This window comes from Gemmatimonas sp., from assembly GCF_041689975.1.
Taxonomy (GTDB): domain Bacteria; phylum Gemmatimonadota; class Gemmatimonadetes; order Gemmatimonadales; family Gemmatimonadaceae; genus Gemmatimonas.
Genome location: NZ_JBDNFF010000059.1, coordinates 15,991 through 31,747 on the forward strand (window position 1 = coordinate 15,991; position 15,757 = coordinate 31,747).

At 65.5% G+C, this 15,757-nt stretch carries 17 protein-coding genes; 6 read left to right on the forward strand and 11 right to left on the reverse strand.

Annotated features, from left to right (window positions below; all coding sequences use genetic code 11):
* Positions 1 to 3: 3 nt before the first annotated feature.
* Positions 4 to 744: a 7-cyano-7-deazaguanine synthase QueC gene (queC, locus tag ACESNG_RS04470; RefSeq protein ID WP_373060586.1), complete on the reverse strand. Its 741-nt coding sequence runs from the start codon at positions 742 to 744 to the stop codon at positions 4 to 6.
* Between the two features lie 30 nt (positions 745 to 774).
* Between queC and ACESNG_RS04475 the strand changes: the two genes are divergently transcribed.
* The 3 genes from ACESNG_RS04475 to ACESNG_RS04485 all read left to right on the forward strand — a co-directional run bounded on the left by ACESNG_RS04475 (position 775) and on the right by ACESNG_RS04485 (position 4,304).
* Positions 775 to 1,530 carry a TerC family protein gene (locus ACESNG_RS04475; RefSeq protein WP_373060587.1) on the forward strand — a complete coding sequence of 252 codons (756 nt, stop codon included), beginning with the start codon at positions 775 to 777 and terminating at the stop codon, positions 1,528 to 1,530.
* A gap of 183 nt (positions 1,531 to 1,713) precedes the next feature.
* On the forward strand, positions 1,714 to 2,388 hold the full coding sequence (locus ACESNG_RS04480; protein ID WP_373067972.1) for an outer membrane beta-barrel protein: 675 nt from the start codon (positions 1,714 to 1,716) through the stop codon (positions 2,386 to 2,388).
* Between the two features lie 89 nt (positions 2,389 to 2,477).
* Positions 2,478 to 4,304: a hypothetical protein gene (locus tag ACESNG_RS04485; protein ID WP_373060589.1), complete on the forward strand. Its 1,827-nt coding sequence runs from the start codon at positions 2,478 to 2,480 to the stop codon at positions 4,302 to 4,304.
* Between the two features lie 169 nt (positions 4,305 to 4,473).
* Here ACESNG_RS04485 and ACESNG_RS04490 read toward each other — a convergent pair whose 3' ends face one another.
* The 8 genes from ACESNG_RS04490 to ACESNG_RS04525 form a co-directional block, all read right to left on the reverse strand.
* On the reverse strand, positions 4,474 to 5,856 hold the full coding sequence (locus ACESNG_RS04490; RefSeq protein ID WP_373060590.1) for a glycogen-binding domain-containing protein: 1,383 nt from the start codon (positions 5,854 to 5,856) through the stop codon (positions 4,474 to 4,476).
* Between the two features lie 62 nt (positions 5,857 to 5,918).
* Positions 5,919 to 6,674: a hypothetical protein gene (locus tag ACESNG_RS04495; RefSeq protein ID WP_373067974.1), complete on the reverse strand. Its 756-nt coding sequence runs from the start codon at positions 6,672 to 6,674 to the stop codon at positions 5,919 to 5,921.
* The gene (locus ACESNG_RS04500; RefSeq protein WP_373067976.1) at positions 6,671 to 7,282 is read right to left on the reverse strand and encodes an isoamylase early set domain-containing protein; all 612 of its coding nucleotides are present in this window, start codon (positions 7,280 to 7,282) and stop codon (positions 6,671 to 6,673) included. The genes ACESNG_RS04495 and ACESNG_RS04500 overlap by 4 nt, the downstream gene beginning before the upstream one ends.
* Positions 7,275 to 7,811 carry an RNA polymerase sigma factor gene (locus tag ACESNG_RS04505; RefSeq protein WP_373063760.1) on the reverse strand — a complete coding sequence of 179 codons (537 nt, stop codon included), beginning with the start codon at positions 7,809 to 7,811 and terminating at the stop codon, positions 7,275 to 7,277. Before ACESNG_RS04505 ends, ACESNG_RS04500 begins: the two co-directional genes overlap by 8 nt.
* 76 nt (positions 7,812 to 7,887) lie before the next feature.
* Entirely contained in the window at positions 7,888 to 8,499 is a 612-nt protein-coding gene (locus ACESNG_RS04510) for a hypothetical protein (protein ID WP_373063758.1), read from the reverse strand.
* The gene (locus ACESNG_RS04515) at positions 8,496 to 9,587 is read right to left on the reverse strand and encodes an agmatine/peptidylarginine deiminase (RefSeq protein WP_373063756.1); all 1,092 of its coding nucleotides are present in this window, start codon (positions 9,585 to 9,587) and stop codon (positions 8,496 to 8,498) included. The genes ACESNG_RS04510 and ACESNG_RS04515 overlap by 4 nt, the downstream gene beginning before the upstream one ends.
* Positions 9,584 to 10,507, reverse strand: coding sequence for a carbon-nitrogen hydrolase (locus ACESNG_RS04520; RefSeq protein WP_373063754.1), 924 nt, complete (start codon positions 10,505 to 10,507; stop codon positions 9,584 to 9,586). Before ACESNG_RS04520 ends, ACESNG_RS04515 begins: the two co-directional genes overlap by 4 nt.
* Positions 10,508 to 10,551: 44 nt before the next feature.
* Entirely contained in the window at positions 10,552 to 11,334 is a 783-nt protein-coding gene (locus ACESNG_RS04525) for a TetR/AcrR family transcriptional regulator (protein ID WP_373067978.1), read from the reverse strand.
* Between the two features lie 134 nt (positions 11,335 to 11,468).
* Here ACESNG_RS04525 and ACESNG_RS04530 point away from each other — a divergent pair, with 134 nt between their 5' ends.
* Complete coding sequence (locus tag ACESNG_RS04530; RefSeq protein WP_373063750.1) at positions 11,469 to 11,798, forward strand: hypothetical protein; 330 nt, start codon at positions 11,469 to 11,471, stop codon at positions 11,796 to 11,798.
* 16 nt (positions 11,799 to 11,814) lie between these two features.
* Here ACESNG_RS04530 and ACESNG_RS04535 read toward each other — a convergent pair whose 3' ends face one another.
* On the reverse strand, positions 11,815 to 13,275 hold the full coding sequence (locus tag ACESNG_RS04535; protein WP_373067980.1) for a DUF4147 domain-containing protein: 1,461 nt from the start codon (positions 13,273 to 13,275) through the stop codon (positions 11,815 to 11,817).
* A gap of 47 nt (positions 13,276 to 13,322) precedes the next feature.
* Entirely contained in the window at positions 13,323 to 13,898 is a 576-nt protein-coding gene (locus tag ACESNG_RS04540) for a peroxiredoxin family protein (RefSeq protein WP_373063746.1), read from the reverse strand.
* Positions 13,899 to 14,094: 196 nt separating this feature from the next.
* Here ACESNG_RS04540 and ACESNG_RS04545 point away from each other — a divergent pair, with 196 nt between their 5' ends.
* On the forward strand, positions 14,095 to 14,667 hold the full coding sequence (locus tag ACESNG_RS04545; RefSeq protein WP_373063744.1) for a YMGG-like glycine zipper-containing protein: 573 nt from the start codon (positions 14,095 to 14,097) through the stop codon (positions 14,665 to 14,667).
* A 200-nt stretch (positions 14,668 to 14,867) separates the two neighbouring features.
* Positions 14,868 to 15,757: protochlorophyllide reductase (locus ACESNG_RS04550; RefSeq protein WP_373067982.1), on the forward strand; the 890-nt coding region annotated here is incomplete at its 3' end.

Consider the following 15,757-nt stretch of genomic DNA (forward strand, 5'->3'; position numbering starts at 1 on the left):
GAATCAGGCTCCGGCGGCGTAGGCGATCGGATCAGCCGATCCCGCTTCGGCGAACCCACGCAAGCGAAGCTGGCAGGCATCGCAGCGACCGCAGGCCGTTCCGTCGTGGGCCGGGTCGTAACAGCTGGTCGTGATCGAATAGTCCACCCCAAGCTCCTGACCAAGGCGGACGATGTCCGCCTTGGTCAGATGTTGCAACGGCGCATGGATCCTGAGGCGTTGCGTGCTTTCCACGCCGGCCCGCGTGGCCAGATTCGCCATGTGCTCGAACGCCTGGACGTATTCCGGTCGGCAGTCGGGGTAGCCCGAGTAGTCGAGCGCATTTACCCCAATGAAAATGGCTTGCGCATTGAGCGTCTCCGCCCACGCCAGCGCAAACGACAGAAAGATCGTATTCCGCGCCGGCACGTAGGTGATCGGGATCTCGTCGGTCGGATGCTCGACGTCGCGGTCCTTGGGCACTGGCACGTCGGCCGTCAGGGCCGAACCGCCCCACTGCCGCAGATCGATGTCGACCACCACGTGCTTCGCGACCCCATGCGCCGCCGCCACCCGACGAGCGGCGTCGATCTCCACGGAATGGCGCTGCCCGTACCGGAACGTCATGGCGTAGGGCGTGAACCCGTCTCGTCGCGCCACGGCAAGGACGGTCGTGGAATCGAGACCGCCCGACAGCAGAACGACCGCAGGACGTGAAGACGAGGTGGCGTCAGGCGACGCGGACGTGTTCGAGAGGGCAGACATTTGGGTAAGATAGCCGATTACTTTGCGACCATGATCGATCTGCTTTCTGATCCGCAGGCGTGGATTTCCCTGCTGACGCTGTCGCTGCTCGAGGTCGTCCTCGGAATCGACAACATTATCTTCATCTCGATCCTGGCCGGCAAGCTGGCCCCGGCCGATCAGCCGAAGGCCCGCCAGTTCGGCCTCATGGGCGCCTTTACCTCGCGTGTGGCGCTGTTGCTGTCGATCACCTGGGTCATGCGCCTTACCGAGCCGCTCTTCACGCTGCTCGGTCGGGCCGTGTCCGGTCGTGACCTGATCCTGATCGTCGGTGGCCTGTTTCTGATCGCCAAAGCCACGCTGGAAATCCACAGCAAGCTCGAAGGGCCCGAGGAGTCGATTACCACAGCGAGTGGTGGACGCTCGTTGTGGGCTACGGTGGCCCAGATCGCCGTGCTCGACATCGTCTTTTCGCTCGACTCGGTCATCACCGCCATCGGCATGGCGGACAGCGTCGTCATTATGATCGCGGCGAACGTGATCGCGCTCGGGGTGATGCTCTTCGCCGCGTCGCCGATCAGCGCGTTCGTAGATGAGCACCCCACGGTGAAGATGCTGGCGCTGGCGTTCCTTGTGCTGATCGGCACGAATCTCGTGGCCGAGGGACTCGGGCAGCACATCGCGAAGGGCTACACCTACATGGCGATGGCATTCTCGGTGATTGTCGAAATGCTGAACATCCGCGCCCGCACGAAATCCGAGGTGGTAAAGTTGCGTGGCGTGCCGCAGGACCCCGAGTCGGAGTAGACAGATGAGCGTCCTCTTTCGGGGACGTTCGTGGTGCAGCGTTCTTGACGTTTGTACCGAAAGCGAATGGTAAGTTATTCGGCATCAGTAGTTTGGCGTTGATTGGGGGGACGCGGATGGCTGCTGGCCCGGGCGGTCCGCGACATGCACCTGAAGGGGGATGTCACCTTCCGGAGATCCACTATGTCGAATGCTGTCCGCACAGCTTTGCTCTCGCGCTCCTCATTGCCCCCCGTGTCACGCCGACTCGCCGTTGCCGTTACGTCGGCATTGCTGGCGACGGTCCTCGTGGCCAATACCGCGACGGCGCAGGCCGGCGTAGGGGCCACACTGACGCCCTACGGCGGTTACCTGATCACCGGCAATTGGTACGACCGCCCGATCGGCACGAGCCTCTCGACCACGAATGCGCCGATGGTTGGCGGACAGGCCAGCATCCCGCTCACCAAGGGTATCGCACTCGTCGGCAACCTGGCTTACGCGTCGGGAGACCTGCGCATAGGGTTGCCGCTGCTCGGTGGTGTCAATGTGGGGACGGTGAAGACGTGGCTGTACGATGCCGGACTCGAGCTTGGCGGACTGCCCGGCAAGAAGATCGGTATTGCCCCGTTCGTGCAGCTCGGCATCGGTGGACTGACCAACGATATCAAGAACTCCCTGCTCGATGTGCGTGCCTCGAACATTGCGTACACGGGCGGGGTAGGTCTTGATGTCGGTTTGGCCGAACGCGTTGCACTTCGCGTGCAGGCCAAGGACTGGGTGAGCCGATTCAATTCGGAGGATGCCGTGGGCTTCCGTGCCGAGGGGAACCTTGCGCACAACTGGGCCCTTACGGCCGGGGTGAAGTTGACCTTCTGAATCCCGGGGCGGTGCCCCGAGCGTTATCTTCTCGCGACGCGTCCCGTTTCCAACGGGGCGCCTTGATTTCTCTCAGGAGCAGGCCCTTGGTGAAACAGATCGCTCGCCGCCGGTTCGTGTCTGCCGCGCGGCTCTCGTATACGCTGGCGGCTCTCCTGTCGCTGTCGTCGGGGTGGTCGCCGGCGCTGTCGGCGCAGACGCCGCCGGTTGGCACGCCACCAGCTGATACCGCGCGCTCCGCGCAGCTTGGCGCTGCGGCGAACATCCCGGTCGACCCGCTGCGTGGGAACCCGGCCACCATGAGTTCACTGGGTTCGCAGGCGCGCACCATGCAAGACGGCTTCGAGCGGAATCATCGCACGGGCCTGCGCTTCTACAACGGCGGTGCCGATGCGTTCTGCGAAGTGCAGCTCGGGCGCATCTGCTACTGGAACAACAACGGCGACGTGCCGCCGCCGGCCGAGCGCAACGATGCGAAGATCGAGCGCGAACAGCTGCTGGATCTGTTGGCGCAGGCACAAGCAGCCGACTCGAAGGACGATTGGGTGAACGGCATGCGCGTGCGCTATGCGATCGAGTCGGAGCAGCGTGACGTCGCGATCGGTGCGGCCCGCGCGTGCAAGGGCGCGCCGTGGTGGTGCCAGGCGCTCGAAGGGCTGGCCCTGCACAACGCGAATCAGCACAAGGAGGCCACTGCTGCTTTCACGCGCGCGCTCGCGTCGATGTCGGTCGCGCAGCAGTGCACGTGGACCGACCTCACGTGGTGGTTCGATCCCGCGATGCACGCCGCATATTCTGCCACACCCTGCGCCAACCGCAGCGCGCAGAACGTGCGCGTGCTGCGCCTTGCACAGCCGTTGTGGATGATTCCGTCCAACGATATTCAGAACGAACTGTACGCGCGCCGCACGATGTCGCGCATTCACTCGCTGGCGCGCATCCCGTACGATCTGCAGTGGGGCGATGATCTGCTCGAGTCGCAGATGCGTTACGGTTGGCCGACCGCGTGGTCGGTACAGAACGGCGGCGTGGCCGACCCGCGTCCGCCCTCGGTGATCGGTCACGAGCCCACACCGAGCTACGATTTCATGCCGGTTCCCTCAGCCATCGCGACGCCGCTCTCCGCCACGCCGGGCGACTGGAATCCGCGTCGGCAAAAGGCGCGCATGCGGTACGCACCGCGGTACGCGACCGGCTTCGGCGCTCTCCCGAACCAGTTCGCGCGCTTCCTGCGCGGCGACACCACGATCGTGGCGGGTGGCTACCGACTGATGCGCGAACTCGAGATGGGACGCGCGCCGTACACGGCCGCGCTCACGCTCGATGCCTTCGACGGTCGCGAACCGCTGCAGGCCAAGCGAGACAGCGCGCAAGCCAACGGCGCGTTGCTGTTGCCGATCTCGACACCGATGCTGGCCAGTCTCGAAGTGCTCGCACCGGCCGGCAAGCGCGCCGCGCGGGCGCGCACGGTGATCAAGCCGCTGCCCGCCGGCACTCGACTCTCCGAGTATCTGCTGCTGCAGCGCGGCGACGTCTCGGCCACGCCGATGTTGGAGCGCAATGCACTGCAGGCGTACGGCAGCAACGAAATCGAAGGCGGCACGTCGATCGGCATTTACTGGGAGATGTATCGCCCGGTCTCTCCGGGACAGCCGCTGCAGGTCGCCCTGCGCGCAACCCGTGTCGGCGCCGGCTTCTTCCAGAAGCTCGGCAGCTCGATCGGTCTATCCAAGTCGGTCACACCGGTGGCGATCAAGTACAACGACAATGGACGTCCGGATGGCGGGCCGGGACGCAGCCTGAACATCAACTTTCCGCAAGTTCCGGCGGGAGACTATCGGTTTACTCTGATAGTCTCAGGCGCGGGCATTACGGATAGCACGACGCAAGTGATCAGAGTGAAGGGGGGGAAGTGAGCGCGTGCGCCGAGAGATAAAAGCGAGCAGTTGACAGCGAACTCCCTGGGAAACAGGAGAGAGGGTTTCAGGTGGCAGGAAGCAGGAAAAGCGCGCTGTTCCACTGCGTCCTCGGTCCTGAAACCCTCCCTCCTGCACCCTAAGGAGTTCGCCCTTCAGCTCTTCGCACCTATCTCCGCTTCCCGCGAACTACGATCATCCCCACCGGGCTTCCGTAATCGTCATTCCCGATCGGCAATCCCGGCGGCGCGATCCACGTGCCGCCGTCAGCGCGTACGGTGATCCGGTGCATCCCCGGTGCGAGTTTAAGTTCCGTTCTCCATCGCCCGTTCGTGGCCCGTCGCATCTGCGTCACCATCCATTCGGTGGCATCGCCCATCAGCTCCACCGACTCGGCGCGCGGCGCGTCGATCAGCAGCACCACGCGTAGCGTGTCCCCGTCAGGGGCCGAGACGCCCTGTTCAACTGCGAGCGAGTCGACAGCGCCGAGCGTGCGCGTCTCGAAGGCGAGTATGCCACCGGGCGTGCCGTCGCTACCGCGGAAGGGCCCGCGCGCGATGCGCACGCCGATCGCGAGGACGGGGGCGAAGCTGCGCGTGCGGCGATTGTCGAGATCATCACGCAACGCCGTACCGCCCACGGTGGCGGCGTTCGTCGCGGCGGCGCCGACGAGCGATAACCACGCGGTGATCGGCTGGACCACCGCCAATGAAGCCACCGTGGGCAGCATGCTCGGCTTGGGCGTGCGCGCGTCGTTGGAAATCCACGTCGCGACCGGCGATGTGACCGACACCAACCACGTCGTCGGGCCGGTGTGAATGCCGAGCGATGCGATGCCGGTCGCGATGTCACGTCGCTGCAGCGAGCGCGTGTTGCGATTGCTCACGAGTCGTGTGGATCCACTCACGGTCGGCATCATGATCGCATCGGGTTGATCGATCGTGAGCGTCTGCGTGGTGGCGCGCGTGGCGCGTTCCACGGAGAAGCCGAACGAGAACTCCATGCCCGATACGTTCGTCATCACTCCCGCTTCCGCGCGACTGATGGCGCCCACGTCGACACGACGGGAGACCGTGGTATCGGTGGCGCGAAGATCGAGACCGCCGGCCGCCATCGGCGGTATGGCACTGCCAAGAATGTTCGCGGTGGGGTTGGCGCCGTTCACCGACGCGTGGCCGTAGCTGATCGCACTCCACACGCGCTGTTCGCCGATACGAGCCCTCGCCCGGAGCGCGAGCGTGCCTTCGAGCTGACCGTCGGTGCCGACGCCTTGCGGCACGCGCCAGTTGCCTGTAGCGAGCGCGGCGAATCGGACACGCCCGATTCGACCAAGCGGCTGCGTGGCACCAAGCCACAGGTCGTTTCGCTGCGTGAGAGAGTTGCCGGTGCCGTCAGGGAGGGCCGCGATGCCAAGCACGGACAACGTGGAGGCGTCGGTTACTGGACCAATGGTGGCCGCCGGCGCTATCGGGGCGTCGCCGCGCACCTGCGCCGACAGCGATGACGCCGTCGAGAGGCTGGCCAGCACGCGCAGCATGAAAGCACGTGGCAACGCCCTTCCGCGGCTCAGCAAAGAGCGGCGGCGCGGCGCGTCGAGGAGGCGGCGGGCGGGTGTCACGAATCAGGAGGGCGGGTCGGCTTGCGGTCGCTCGTCGCGGGAGTGGACGGCAAAACGGCACCGGTGACCGTGCTTCGAACATAGCGATTCAGCGCCTCGACAGCCATACCGGGTCCTCGCTGCGAGTACTTCGCCACGGTGGATTGCAGGCCCAGCAGTGCATCGTCAGATCGTGGAATGCGCGCGATCGTGATGACTGCCTCGCGTGCCGTCGAGGTCGGCACACCGCGTTGGACCACATCGGTCAGCACCACGAGTGCCGTCACGGCGGTGCCTGCCGGGCGCGTGTTGCGTACCATTCCCAGCGTGTTCGCGTCGATGCCCGCCCGCAGCGCAGTGGCACCGGCATCGAGTTCGGCCACGGTGCTGGCCCCACCCAGCGCCCGCTTCGCATCGGCCAGCGCGGCCGCATGCGCCCGGACAACGATCAGAATTCGAGTGCCACTCACCCGTCGAGCGGCTCCTTCCAACGCGCGGTTGATCAGAGGCGCCGTGGGCAGCCCTTTGGCTACCGCATCATCGAGCAGCAGACGCAGGGCGTTGGCGGTGAGCGTGTCGAACCGGGCGGCGTCGAACTGCCCCTGCGGATCGCGGAAAAGGATGGTGTCGATCGACACCGCGATCGAGGCGGTCGCCTGAGCGGTGTCCCTGAGGGTCGTGGACATCAGCGTCGCCGCCGCCAGCGGCGAGGCGATCGATGCAGAAAGCAGCTGCAGAGTCAACCACAGCGTCGTCTTGGCGCCGTGCATCATTGCTGGCCGTCCACGACCACGGCGTTGGCCGGCCCGTATCCTTCGTCGGGCACCTGCGGGGCCAACGGGTCAACGAGCCATCGCTTCCCGTCAATGACGAACGCGTACACGTGACGTCCGGGAGGCAGTGGCACCTGCGCCGACCACGCGCCGTCATTGCGGCGACGAACCATCGGCGTGGCGTATTCATCCCACCCATTGAAATCACCGACCAAGGCGACTTCACGAGCCGCGCTCGGAAGCGTGAGGTCGAATCGCGTGATGTTTCCACGCTCTGTGGTCGCGCCAACCGGCTGCACGAGGTGCGGCATTCCTGTGCTCATGCCGCCGCGCCGTACCGCCACTGTGCTGACCGACACTACCAGCACGGCTGCCGCCACCGCGCCCCACCACCAGCGAGGGCGCAGCAACCCGCCAAAACGACGCGTCGGCGCATGCATTGCTTCCGCCAGCACCGCCGTGGTGCAGCGGGCGATCTGCCCCGCGTCGGGTGTCGGCAGCGACGCGTACGAGGCGCGCACGCGCTCGACCAAAACCACATCGTCGGCGAACGTGGACAAGTCGAAGTCCGTGGGCTCGTTGGGCCCGAACGAGCCATGGCTAGTCAAGCGACCTCCCGATCAGGGCGCGCAGCCGCTCGCTGCCACGCTTCACGCGCATCTTGAGCGCCGACTCGCCGGCGCCGGTCATTGCGGACATCTCGCCGTACTCCAACCCCTCCGCGTACTTGAGCAGCAGCGCTTCCCGCTGGAGCGGGTCGAGCTGACCAAGCGCGCGTATGACCGCGGCGTCTTCGACGCCGGTCGCGAGCCCGACTTGAGGCGCGGGCGCGGACTCAAGAGCAATCTCGTCCTGCACGAAACGACGCGTGCGACGACCGCGGGAAGTAAGAGCGTTTCGACACTGGTTGGTCAGGATGCGAAAGAGCCACCCGCGGAACTGATCGCGCTCGTCGTACCGGCCAATGGCGAGATAGGCGCGCAAGAAGGTGTCCTGAAGTACATCCTCCGCATCTGCCCGCTCTCCCAGCATATGGTACGCAAAACGCCAGCACGCGTCGTAATACCTCGACACCAGTGTCCCGAAGGCGTCAGGGTCTCCTGAGCGGGTCCGAACAACCAGCTCCGCGTCAGTCATCGACGAACAACAGTCCATCCGCCGTGCGCGTCACCAAAAATCCCGGCTCCGAGCGAACGCGACCGCGAGGCATCGATCACGCCCCTATTGTTGCTACGGCAAGCATCATCGACAGCGCCACGAACAACCCCGTCGCCAACTTGTTCACGCCACCCACCCGACGCAGCAATCGCTGCGAGTCGGCAGGCGATAACTGCTGCTGGATCACCAACCGGTTGGCCGCGCGCGCGCGACGATACAGGAACCAGTTGGCCGTGCCACCCGACGCCAGCATCGTGGACACGAACACCGCCGCGTTCATCATGAGCAGCCACTCATTCTCCGGCAACTGCATGGCCGCCATCGTGAGCGGCTTTTCCGTGCCGGTGAGCAGCCGAAACGCGATACCGGGCATCAGGAAGAAGAACGCGAAGGGCAGATACAACTTGCGATACAGGAACCAAGCCGGCGGGAAAGCAATCGCCGCGCTCCAGTTCCACGTGGGCACGAACGACGCGTCTTCGAAGAACGGCGCCAGTTTCCGACGGTACACCTTCTCCCACTTCGGCCCGATGAACGCCTCCATCTCGGCCTCGCTCGGCTGCTCGAGCGATCGCTGCTGATTCTGCTTCTGCGCCCAGCGCGGCAACTCGTTTTGCGGAAGCTCCGGCGGTGTGTCGGAGCCCGAGGGCATCGGCGGTATCGTCATGATGCCACCGGAGCGACAGCGGCGGCCGGCTGCTGCTGGCTCAGGCAATGCAGCGTGCCGAGTCCCCACACAAGATCCACGGCGTGAATGCCCACGATGCGATGCTCTGGCAACAGCGCCGCCAGCGTGTTCAACGCGACGCGATCGTCCGGGTCGTTGAAGGTGGGCACGAGGCACACCCCGTTCGCGATGTAGAAGTTCGCATAGCTGGCCGGCAATCGCGTACCGTCCATGATCACCGCGCGCGGATACGGCAAGGTCACGACCTGCAGCGCTTCGCCACGAGCATCCGTCGCGCGTTGCAACCGGTGCAGATTGTCGCGCGACCGCGCGTGGTTCTCGTCGGCGGGATCTTCTTCGTGCGCCAGCACGATTACACCCGGCGACACGAAACGTGCAATGTCGTCCACGTGCCCGTGAGTATCATCGCCCATGCATCCCTCCCCGAGCCAGATGGTATGCGTGATGCCGAGGTACGTGTGAAACGCACGCTCGTAGTCGGCGCGCGTGAAGCCCGAGTTGCGCACCTGCACATCGGACAGCAGCCACTCTTCGGTCACCAGCATCGTGCCGAGTCCGTCGGTTTCGATGCCGCCACCCTCGAGAACAAGGCGCTGCCCGTTGTCGTGACGCACCGCCTCCACCCGTGGCAGCTTCGTCACCCGCGAGACCGCCTCAGGCACATGCACGTCGAGCGCGTAGTTGTCGTACTTGCTCCACGCATCGAAGCCCCAGTGCACGAGCGCCACGCTGCCGTCGGCGCGTTGGACACCGGTCGGACCCGAATCGCGCAACCACACCCGATCCGTGGGTTGTACGTGCAGACGGTACTGCGCGGCATCCACCCCGTGCATTGTCAACGCCGCTCGCGCGTGTTCGCACACGGCGTCGTCCTGACACAGGATCTCTACGCGCTCGTAGGGCGCGAGCGCACGCACGATCTCAGCGTACACCCACGGGATCGGGGCGAACTTGCCGGGCCAATCGGGTTCGTGTGTGGGCCAGCCGATCCAGGTCGCGTCGTGACGCTCCCACTCGGCGGGCATCCGCACCGGACCGAGCGCGGACAACTCGATGATGTGACTCAACGACCCGCCAGCCAGCGCTGTGTGATCGGTCCGTACGCGTCGATGCGACGATCGCGCAGGAACGGCCAGTTGCGACGTGTTTCCTCGATCAGGCCAAGATCACAGGTGGCAACGAGAATCTCCGGCTCCGTGCCGGCCTGCGCGAGATAGCGTCCGAAGGGGTCGGCGATGAACGACTGCCCGAAGAACTCCAGCCCGTCGGTGCCCGGCTCCGCCTCGAACCCCACGCGATTCGGCGACGCCACGAACACGCCGTTGGCAATCGCGTGCGCGCGCTGCGCCGTGCGCCACGCATCGACCTGCGCGTCGCCGAATGTGGCCTTCTCGCCGGGATGCCACGCGATCGCGGTCGGGTAGAACAGCACCTGTGCGCCGAGCAGCGACGTGATGCGCGCCGCTTCCGGGTACCATTGATCCCAGCAGATCAGCACGCCGATATCCGCATACTTCGTGCGCCACACGCGGAAGCCGTTGATCCCGGGATGCGCATCGTGTCGCAGATCTTCCGTCACGTCACCGGGGGCGAAGTAGTACTTCTCCTCGAAAAGCGGATCGTGCGGGATGTGCATTTTACGATACGTGCCGAGTACGCTGCCGTCGGCATCGATCACGGTGGCGGAGTTACGATACAGCCCCGCGGCCTGGCGCTCGAAATACGGCACGACCACGACGACGTCGAGCTCTTGAGCAAGCGCCTGAAAGGTGTGTACCGTCGGGCCGTCCGCCGCCTCGGCGAGGCTGAAACGTTCGGGCTTCACGCTCTTGCAAAAGTACGGCGCGTTGAAGAGCTCCTGCAAACAGATGAGTTGCGCGCCTCGCGCAGCGGCTTCGCGCACACGCGTTACCGCGCGGATCACGTTGCTGGCGAGATCATCCGACGCGGTGTCCTGAATGACACCGATGTTCACGATGTTGGCCATGGCGAAAAGTCATCGATTCAGAGGCCGAGGGCAACGTGGCTGGATCACCGTTTTTTCGGCGCCGCCTTTCGCTCTGCCTTCTCGTCGCCGCCGGGGGGTTCGAGCACCGGCTGCAGGTACGCCAGCAGAATGCGCCGCAGATCATCGAGCAGCGGCTTCTTTTCAGCAGCGATGGCACGTCCACGCCGGGCCAGCAGTGACTGCCCGAGCGAGGCCGCCACCAGGGCAATGCGCCGCCGGTCGCGGATCGCGAGCTTGGGGTTGCGCGCCGAAAACAGCACGTCGAGCCGGTCGACAAACGACTCGAACAGCTGCGCTCGCAGCCGAGTGGGTGCCGAGCGCGTGTCGTCGCCCGGACCCTCGACCGTAGCGAACACGCGGCGGAAGGCGGGGTGCGTGTCATGAAACTCGGCCAGCGGCTTCACGATGCGATCGATCAGGCGATCGAGGGGCAGACCGTGCGGGTCGATCGGGAACGCGCGCTCGTGAATGGCGCGCATCTCGTCGGCATAGCGTAGCGCGAGCGCGGCGAGCACGGCATCGCGGTTCGGAAAGAACTGATACAACGAGCCCTTCGCTGTTCGGGCCCGGAGCGCGATCGCTTCGGCCGTCGCGGCTTGTAGGCCCTGCTCGGCAATCACGGCCGCTGCGGCGTCGAGCAGCAGTTCCACCCGCGCCTGCCCGCGAGACTGCCGGGGGCGCCGGCGATAGGCATCGGGCGAGCCGGAGTCGGCGCGTTGTGCGGACGCCACTTGAGCGGCGGCCGCCGGCGACGGATGGTCGGTGGAGGGGCGAACGGTGGGACGGGATGCGCGTTTGGCGGGCATGGCCAACGATACCGCGTCGATGGGACCTTGACAATGCGACGTCACCGTCAAGATTTAACAGTGTTATATCATGACGGTCGCGTCGCATTCTCGCCCTTGTTTTCCGTTCTCACAAACTAATTCCCAGAGGTCCCATGCATTCTTTCCGTCATTTCGCGACCGTGGCCATCGTCGGGTCGGCGTCACTTGTGTTCACCGCCTGCGCCTCGGGTGGTGCCGGTACGGCCGTCCGCGGCGCGGGTGCGCAGAACAACGTTCCTGGTGTCGCGCAGAGGGCCATTGCCAACGCGATCGACGCGGCCAGTGCCCCATTCGTGGGATCGCTCAAGACGAAGAAGTACTACGCGCAGGGCTGCCATACGGTGAAGCTCATCAAGCCGGACGACAAAGTCGGCTTCGGGTCCATGAAGGACGCTCAGGACGCCGGTTTCGCGCGCGACCTGTACAGCACCGATTGTCAGTAGGCATCCGTTACCGGCGTTAAGCGCGGATCAACAGCGCGACGACGTCCATGACATTGGTGCCGGTGGGGCCGGGGCGTAGCAGCGCGTCGGCCGCATCGAGCGGGAACCACGACCGACCGGTCGCGAGGTCGTCCTCGGGGAACCGGCCCGCACGGCGTGCCAGCGCAGGTACGGCGGCGTCCACGATCGCGCCGGCGGCATCGGTGGGGCCGTCGCGTCCGTCGGTACCGGCCGCCATCACGCCGATCTTCCAGGCGCGCGCGTTGCCGTGGGCTGCCGCTTCCTCGAGCGCCAGCGCTGCCGACAGGGCGAGCACCTGCATGCGACCACCGCGCAGCGGTTCATCAGACCACGGCACGTCCATCGACTCGTCCTCGTGGCGCGACAGCGCACGATCGGCCGTCGCACGCAAGTTCACGACGGGCTCGCCGCCACACACCAGTAACGTGTCACCGCGCACGTTCGGCGCGGCCTGCAGGGCGAGACGCGCCAGCTGCTCGCCCAGCTGCGCCGCGTCGCCTTCGAGCGGCGTGTGTTGCACCACCACCTTCGTGATCCCCAACGCCCGCGCTTCGTTGGCCAGCGCCTGCACCGCATCGGCATTGCGCGCCACCAGCGTGTAGTCGACGCGAGCGAGGGCGGGATGATCCATTGCGGGCACGCGCGGCGGATCGCCGGTCCCTTCGAGGCCCAGCACCGTGCCCATCACGCGTTCGACGCGCGAGCGCATGTCGTGCGCATCGAGCAATGCCAGAAACGTCGCGTCGTCGAGTGGATCGGCCGTGCATGGACCGGAGCCGATCACGGCTGGATCGTCGCCGATCACATCGGAGATGGCGAACACCGGTACATGTTCGGCACCGTGCTGCACGAGGCTGACCGCGAGACGTCCTGCGCCCCAGCGCAGCACGCGGCGACGGATCGCATTCATTTCGTGAATCGCCAACCCCGACTCCAACAACGTCTCGGACAGCGTCGCGAGATGCGACTGCGCACGATCCGCGTCGCCGACGGCCTGCGACAAGCTGGCGATCGGCGCCGCACAGAGCGATGTCGTACCGCCGGAGAGCAGCACGAGCACAAGGCTGCCGTCCTCGATGCGGTGCGTCAGATCGTCGAGGGCGTCAGCGGCATCGAGTGAGGCCGGCCCGGGCACGGGATGATCACCGACCATCAGGCGAACGTGGGCGGGCAGGTCGTTACCGACCTCACCCCGCTTCGGTTCGTGCGCGGCCACAACGAGTCCGCCGTGCACATTTCGCGAGAGCTGCTCGAGCGCGTCGAGTGCGCCAGCCATCATGGCCGGTGCGGCCTTGCCCAGCGCGATCACGTACACCGGCGCTTGCACCGACAGCGACGGGCGCGAATCGAACCATTCGCGCACGGCGTCGCGCGTGCGGGGAAACGGCGCCGCGCCCTGCACCGCGGCACGATAGAGTGCCGAGAGCAGGGCGCGGGGATGTTGCGTGGTGGTCATTGACGTGACCACGAATGTGACCACAAAAACATCACGGCTCGGCTGACTTAATGCGAGCCGCCGGCCTGCGTAATGGCGGTACCGAGTTCCGTGTAGGCATCGGCCGACATCTGGTTGAACGGCGCGGCGACGTACGAGATCTTGCCCGACGGATCGATCACATACAGCGTGCGCTTGTGGTAGCCGGTGCCCGCGTTGGCGCCGTACGCCACGCCGACCTTACGGTCGGTGTCGGCGGCGAAATGGAACTGGAACTTCGCATCCTTGGCCCACGAGACGAGCGCCGTATCGCTGTCGATGCTGACGCCCACGAGCGTAACCTTCTTACCGCCCTGGAAGGTCTGCGTGTACTTGTCGCGATACGATTCCATCTGCACCGTGCAGCCGCTGGTGCGCGCCTTCGGGAAGAACGCCAGCACGACGGTCTCGCCCTTGTGCTCGGACAGCTTGAACGGCTTGGCCACAACACCGGCCGACGTGACGACGGTCACGGTGAAGTCAGGCGCCCGATCACCGACTTTAAGCGGCATCGGCGCGGCGGCCTGTGCGCCGACCATGGAGGGAGCGATTACAGCGACAGCGAGCACCGCGACGAAGCGAGTGGCACGCGAGCGAATGGACATCGAAAACTCCGGAAGGATATGAACGGTGATGCGGCAGGTGTCGCTGGAGAGAGACGGGTCACTGACCCCACATGAGGACAACGTACTACTCCGAACCACGGTTTCCGACCCATTTCGACCGGAAATCGGTCGATTCGGCGTGGCACGCGCCCTGCCTTACACGGAGCCTGGAAGCACGATCATCTCAGGAGGATCCATGACTGAAATCCTTACGCGCATGCGTCACGTCTCGTTGCTGCTGGTTCCCGTAGCCTTCGGAATGCTGACGGCCTGTGGAGGAGCCGGCCAGCGGCTCGACGAACAGCTGAAGGCCGATCTGGTCGCCGCTGCGCAGTCGCTCGGCAATCGCGCGCAGTTCGCGAGTCCGGCCGAGGCGGGATATCCGCAGGGATACGCACCGCAGTACCCGGGGCAGTATGCAGCGCCGTATGGGTATCCGCAGGCGGGCTACCCGCAAGGGTATCCTCCCGCAGCCTACCCGCAGGGGTATCCGGCACCGCAACCGCAGACGCGGGTGGTGTACATACCGCAGCAATCGAGTGCACGACGGACGAGCAGCGCCGGGAGCGGTGGCGGTTCGACCGGCGGGGCTGCGAGCGGATCGGGCACCCGCCCGGCCAACACGCAGAAGGGTGCGATCATCGGCGCGGCCACCGGTGCGGCGATCGGTGTCGCGACGTCGCGTGACAAGGTAAAGGGTGGTGCGATCGGGGCCTTGGGGGGCGCCGTGTTGGGCGGCATCATTGGTCGTCAGATCAAGAAGCCGTAGTTCGGTGTGAATTGGAGTTGCAGGACGTGCTTCGTGGAGGGGCGCGCACACCCCGTCACCGGGATTCCGGTGACGGGGTGTTTTGCGTGATGGCATTCGGCCGTCGCCACGATGCCTCGTCGCCACGATGCCTCGTCGCCACGAAGCCTCGTCGCCACGAAGCCTCGTCGCCGAGCGCTGCGTGCGTTAGGATTGCCGGTATGTCAACGACTACGCCTCAGAGCACGATGCCCCAGACCGCGATCATTACCGGTGCCAGCAGCGGTGTCGGTCTCCACGCGGCCAACGCCCTCGCCAAGCGCGGATGGTTCGTGGTGATGGCGGTACGCGATCTCGCCAAAGGTGAAGCGGCCGCGCGCGCGCTCGGGATTCCCGAAACGCAGCGTGCGCTGATGCACATCGATTTGGGAAGTCAGACGAGCGTGCGGAACTTCGCCGCTGATTTTCGCGCCACGGGGCGTCGGCTTGATGCGCTGGTCTTGAATGCGGCGGTGTATCAGCCGCGATTGAAAGCGCCGATGTATTCGCCCGAGGGCTATGAGATTTCGGTGGCGACGAACCACCTCGGTCACTTCCTACTCGCGCATCTGCTGCTGCCCGATCTCGAGCAGGCCCGCGCTGCCGGCGCGACCTCGCCGCGGCTGATCACCCTAGGCACGGTAACCGCCAACCTCGAAGAATTCGGTGGCAAGATTCCGATTCCCGCCCCGGCCAATCTGGGAAACCTCGAGGGACTGGAGGCGGGGTTCAAGGCGCCGCACGCGATGATCGACGGCAAAGCGTTCAAGCCGGGCAAGGCCTACAAGGACAGCAAGTTGTGCAACATGATCATGTCCCGCGAAATGCACCGCCGCTGGCACGCCGAGTCGGGCATCGTTTTCAACACGCTCTATCCGGGTTGCGTCGCGGACACGCCGCTGTTCCGTCATGCGCCGCGGGCGTTTCAAGTGATCTTCCCGTGGTTTCAGAAGAACATCACGAAGGGATATGTCACGCAGGAACTCTCTGGCGAGCGCGTGGCGCAGGTGGTGGCCGACCCTGAATTCGCGACACAGAGTGGTGTGCACTGGAGCTGGGGTAATCGGCAGCA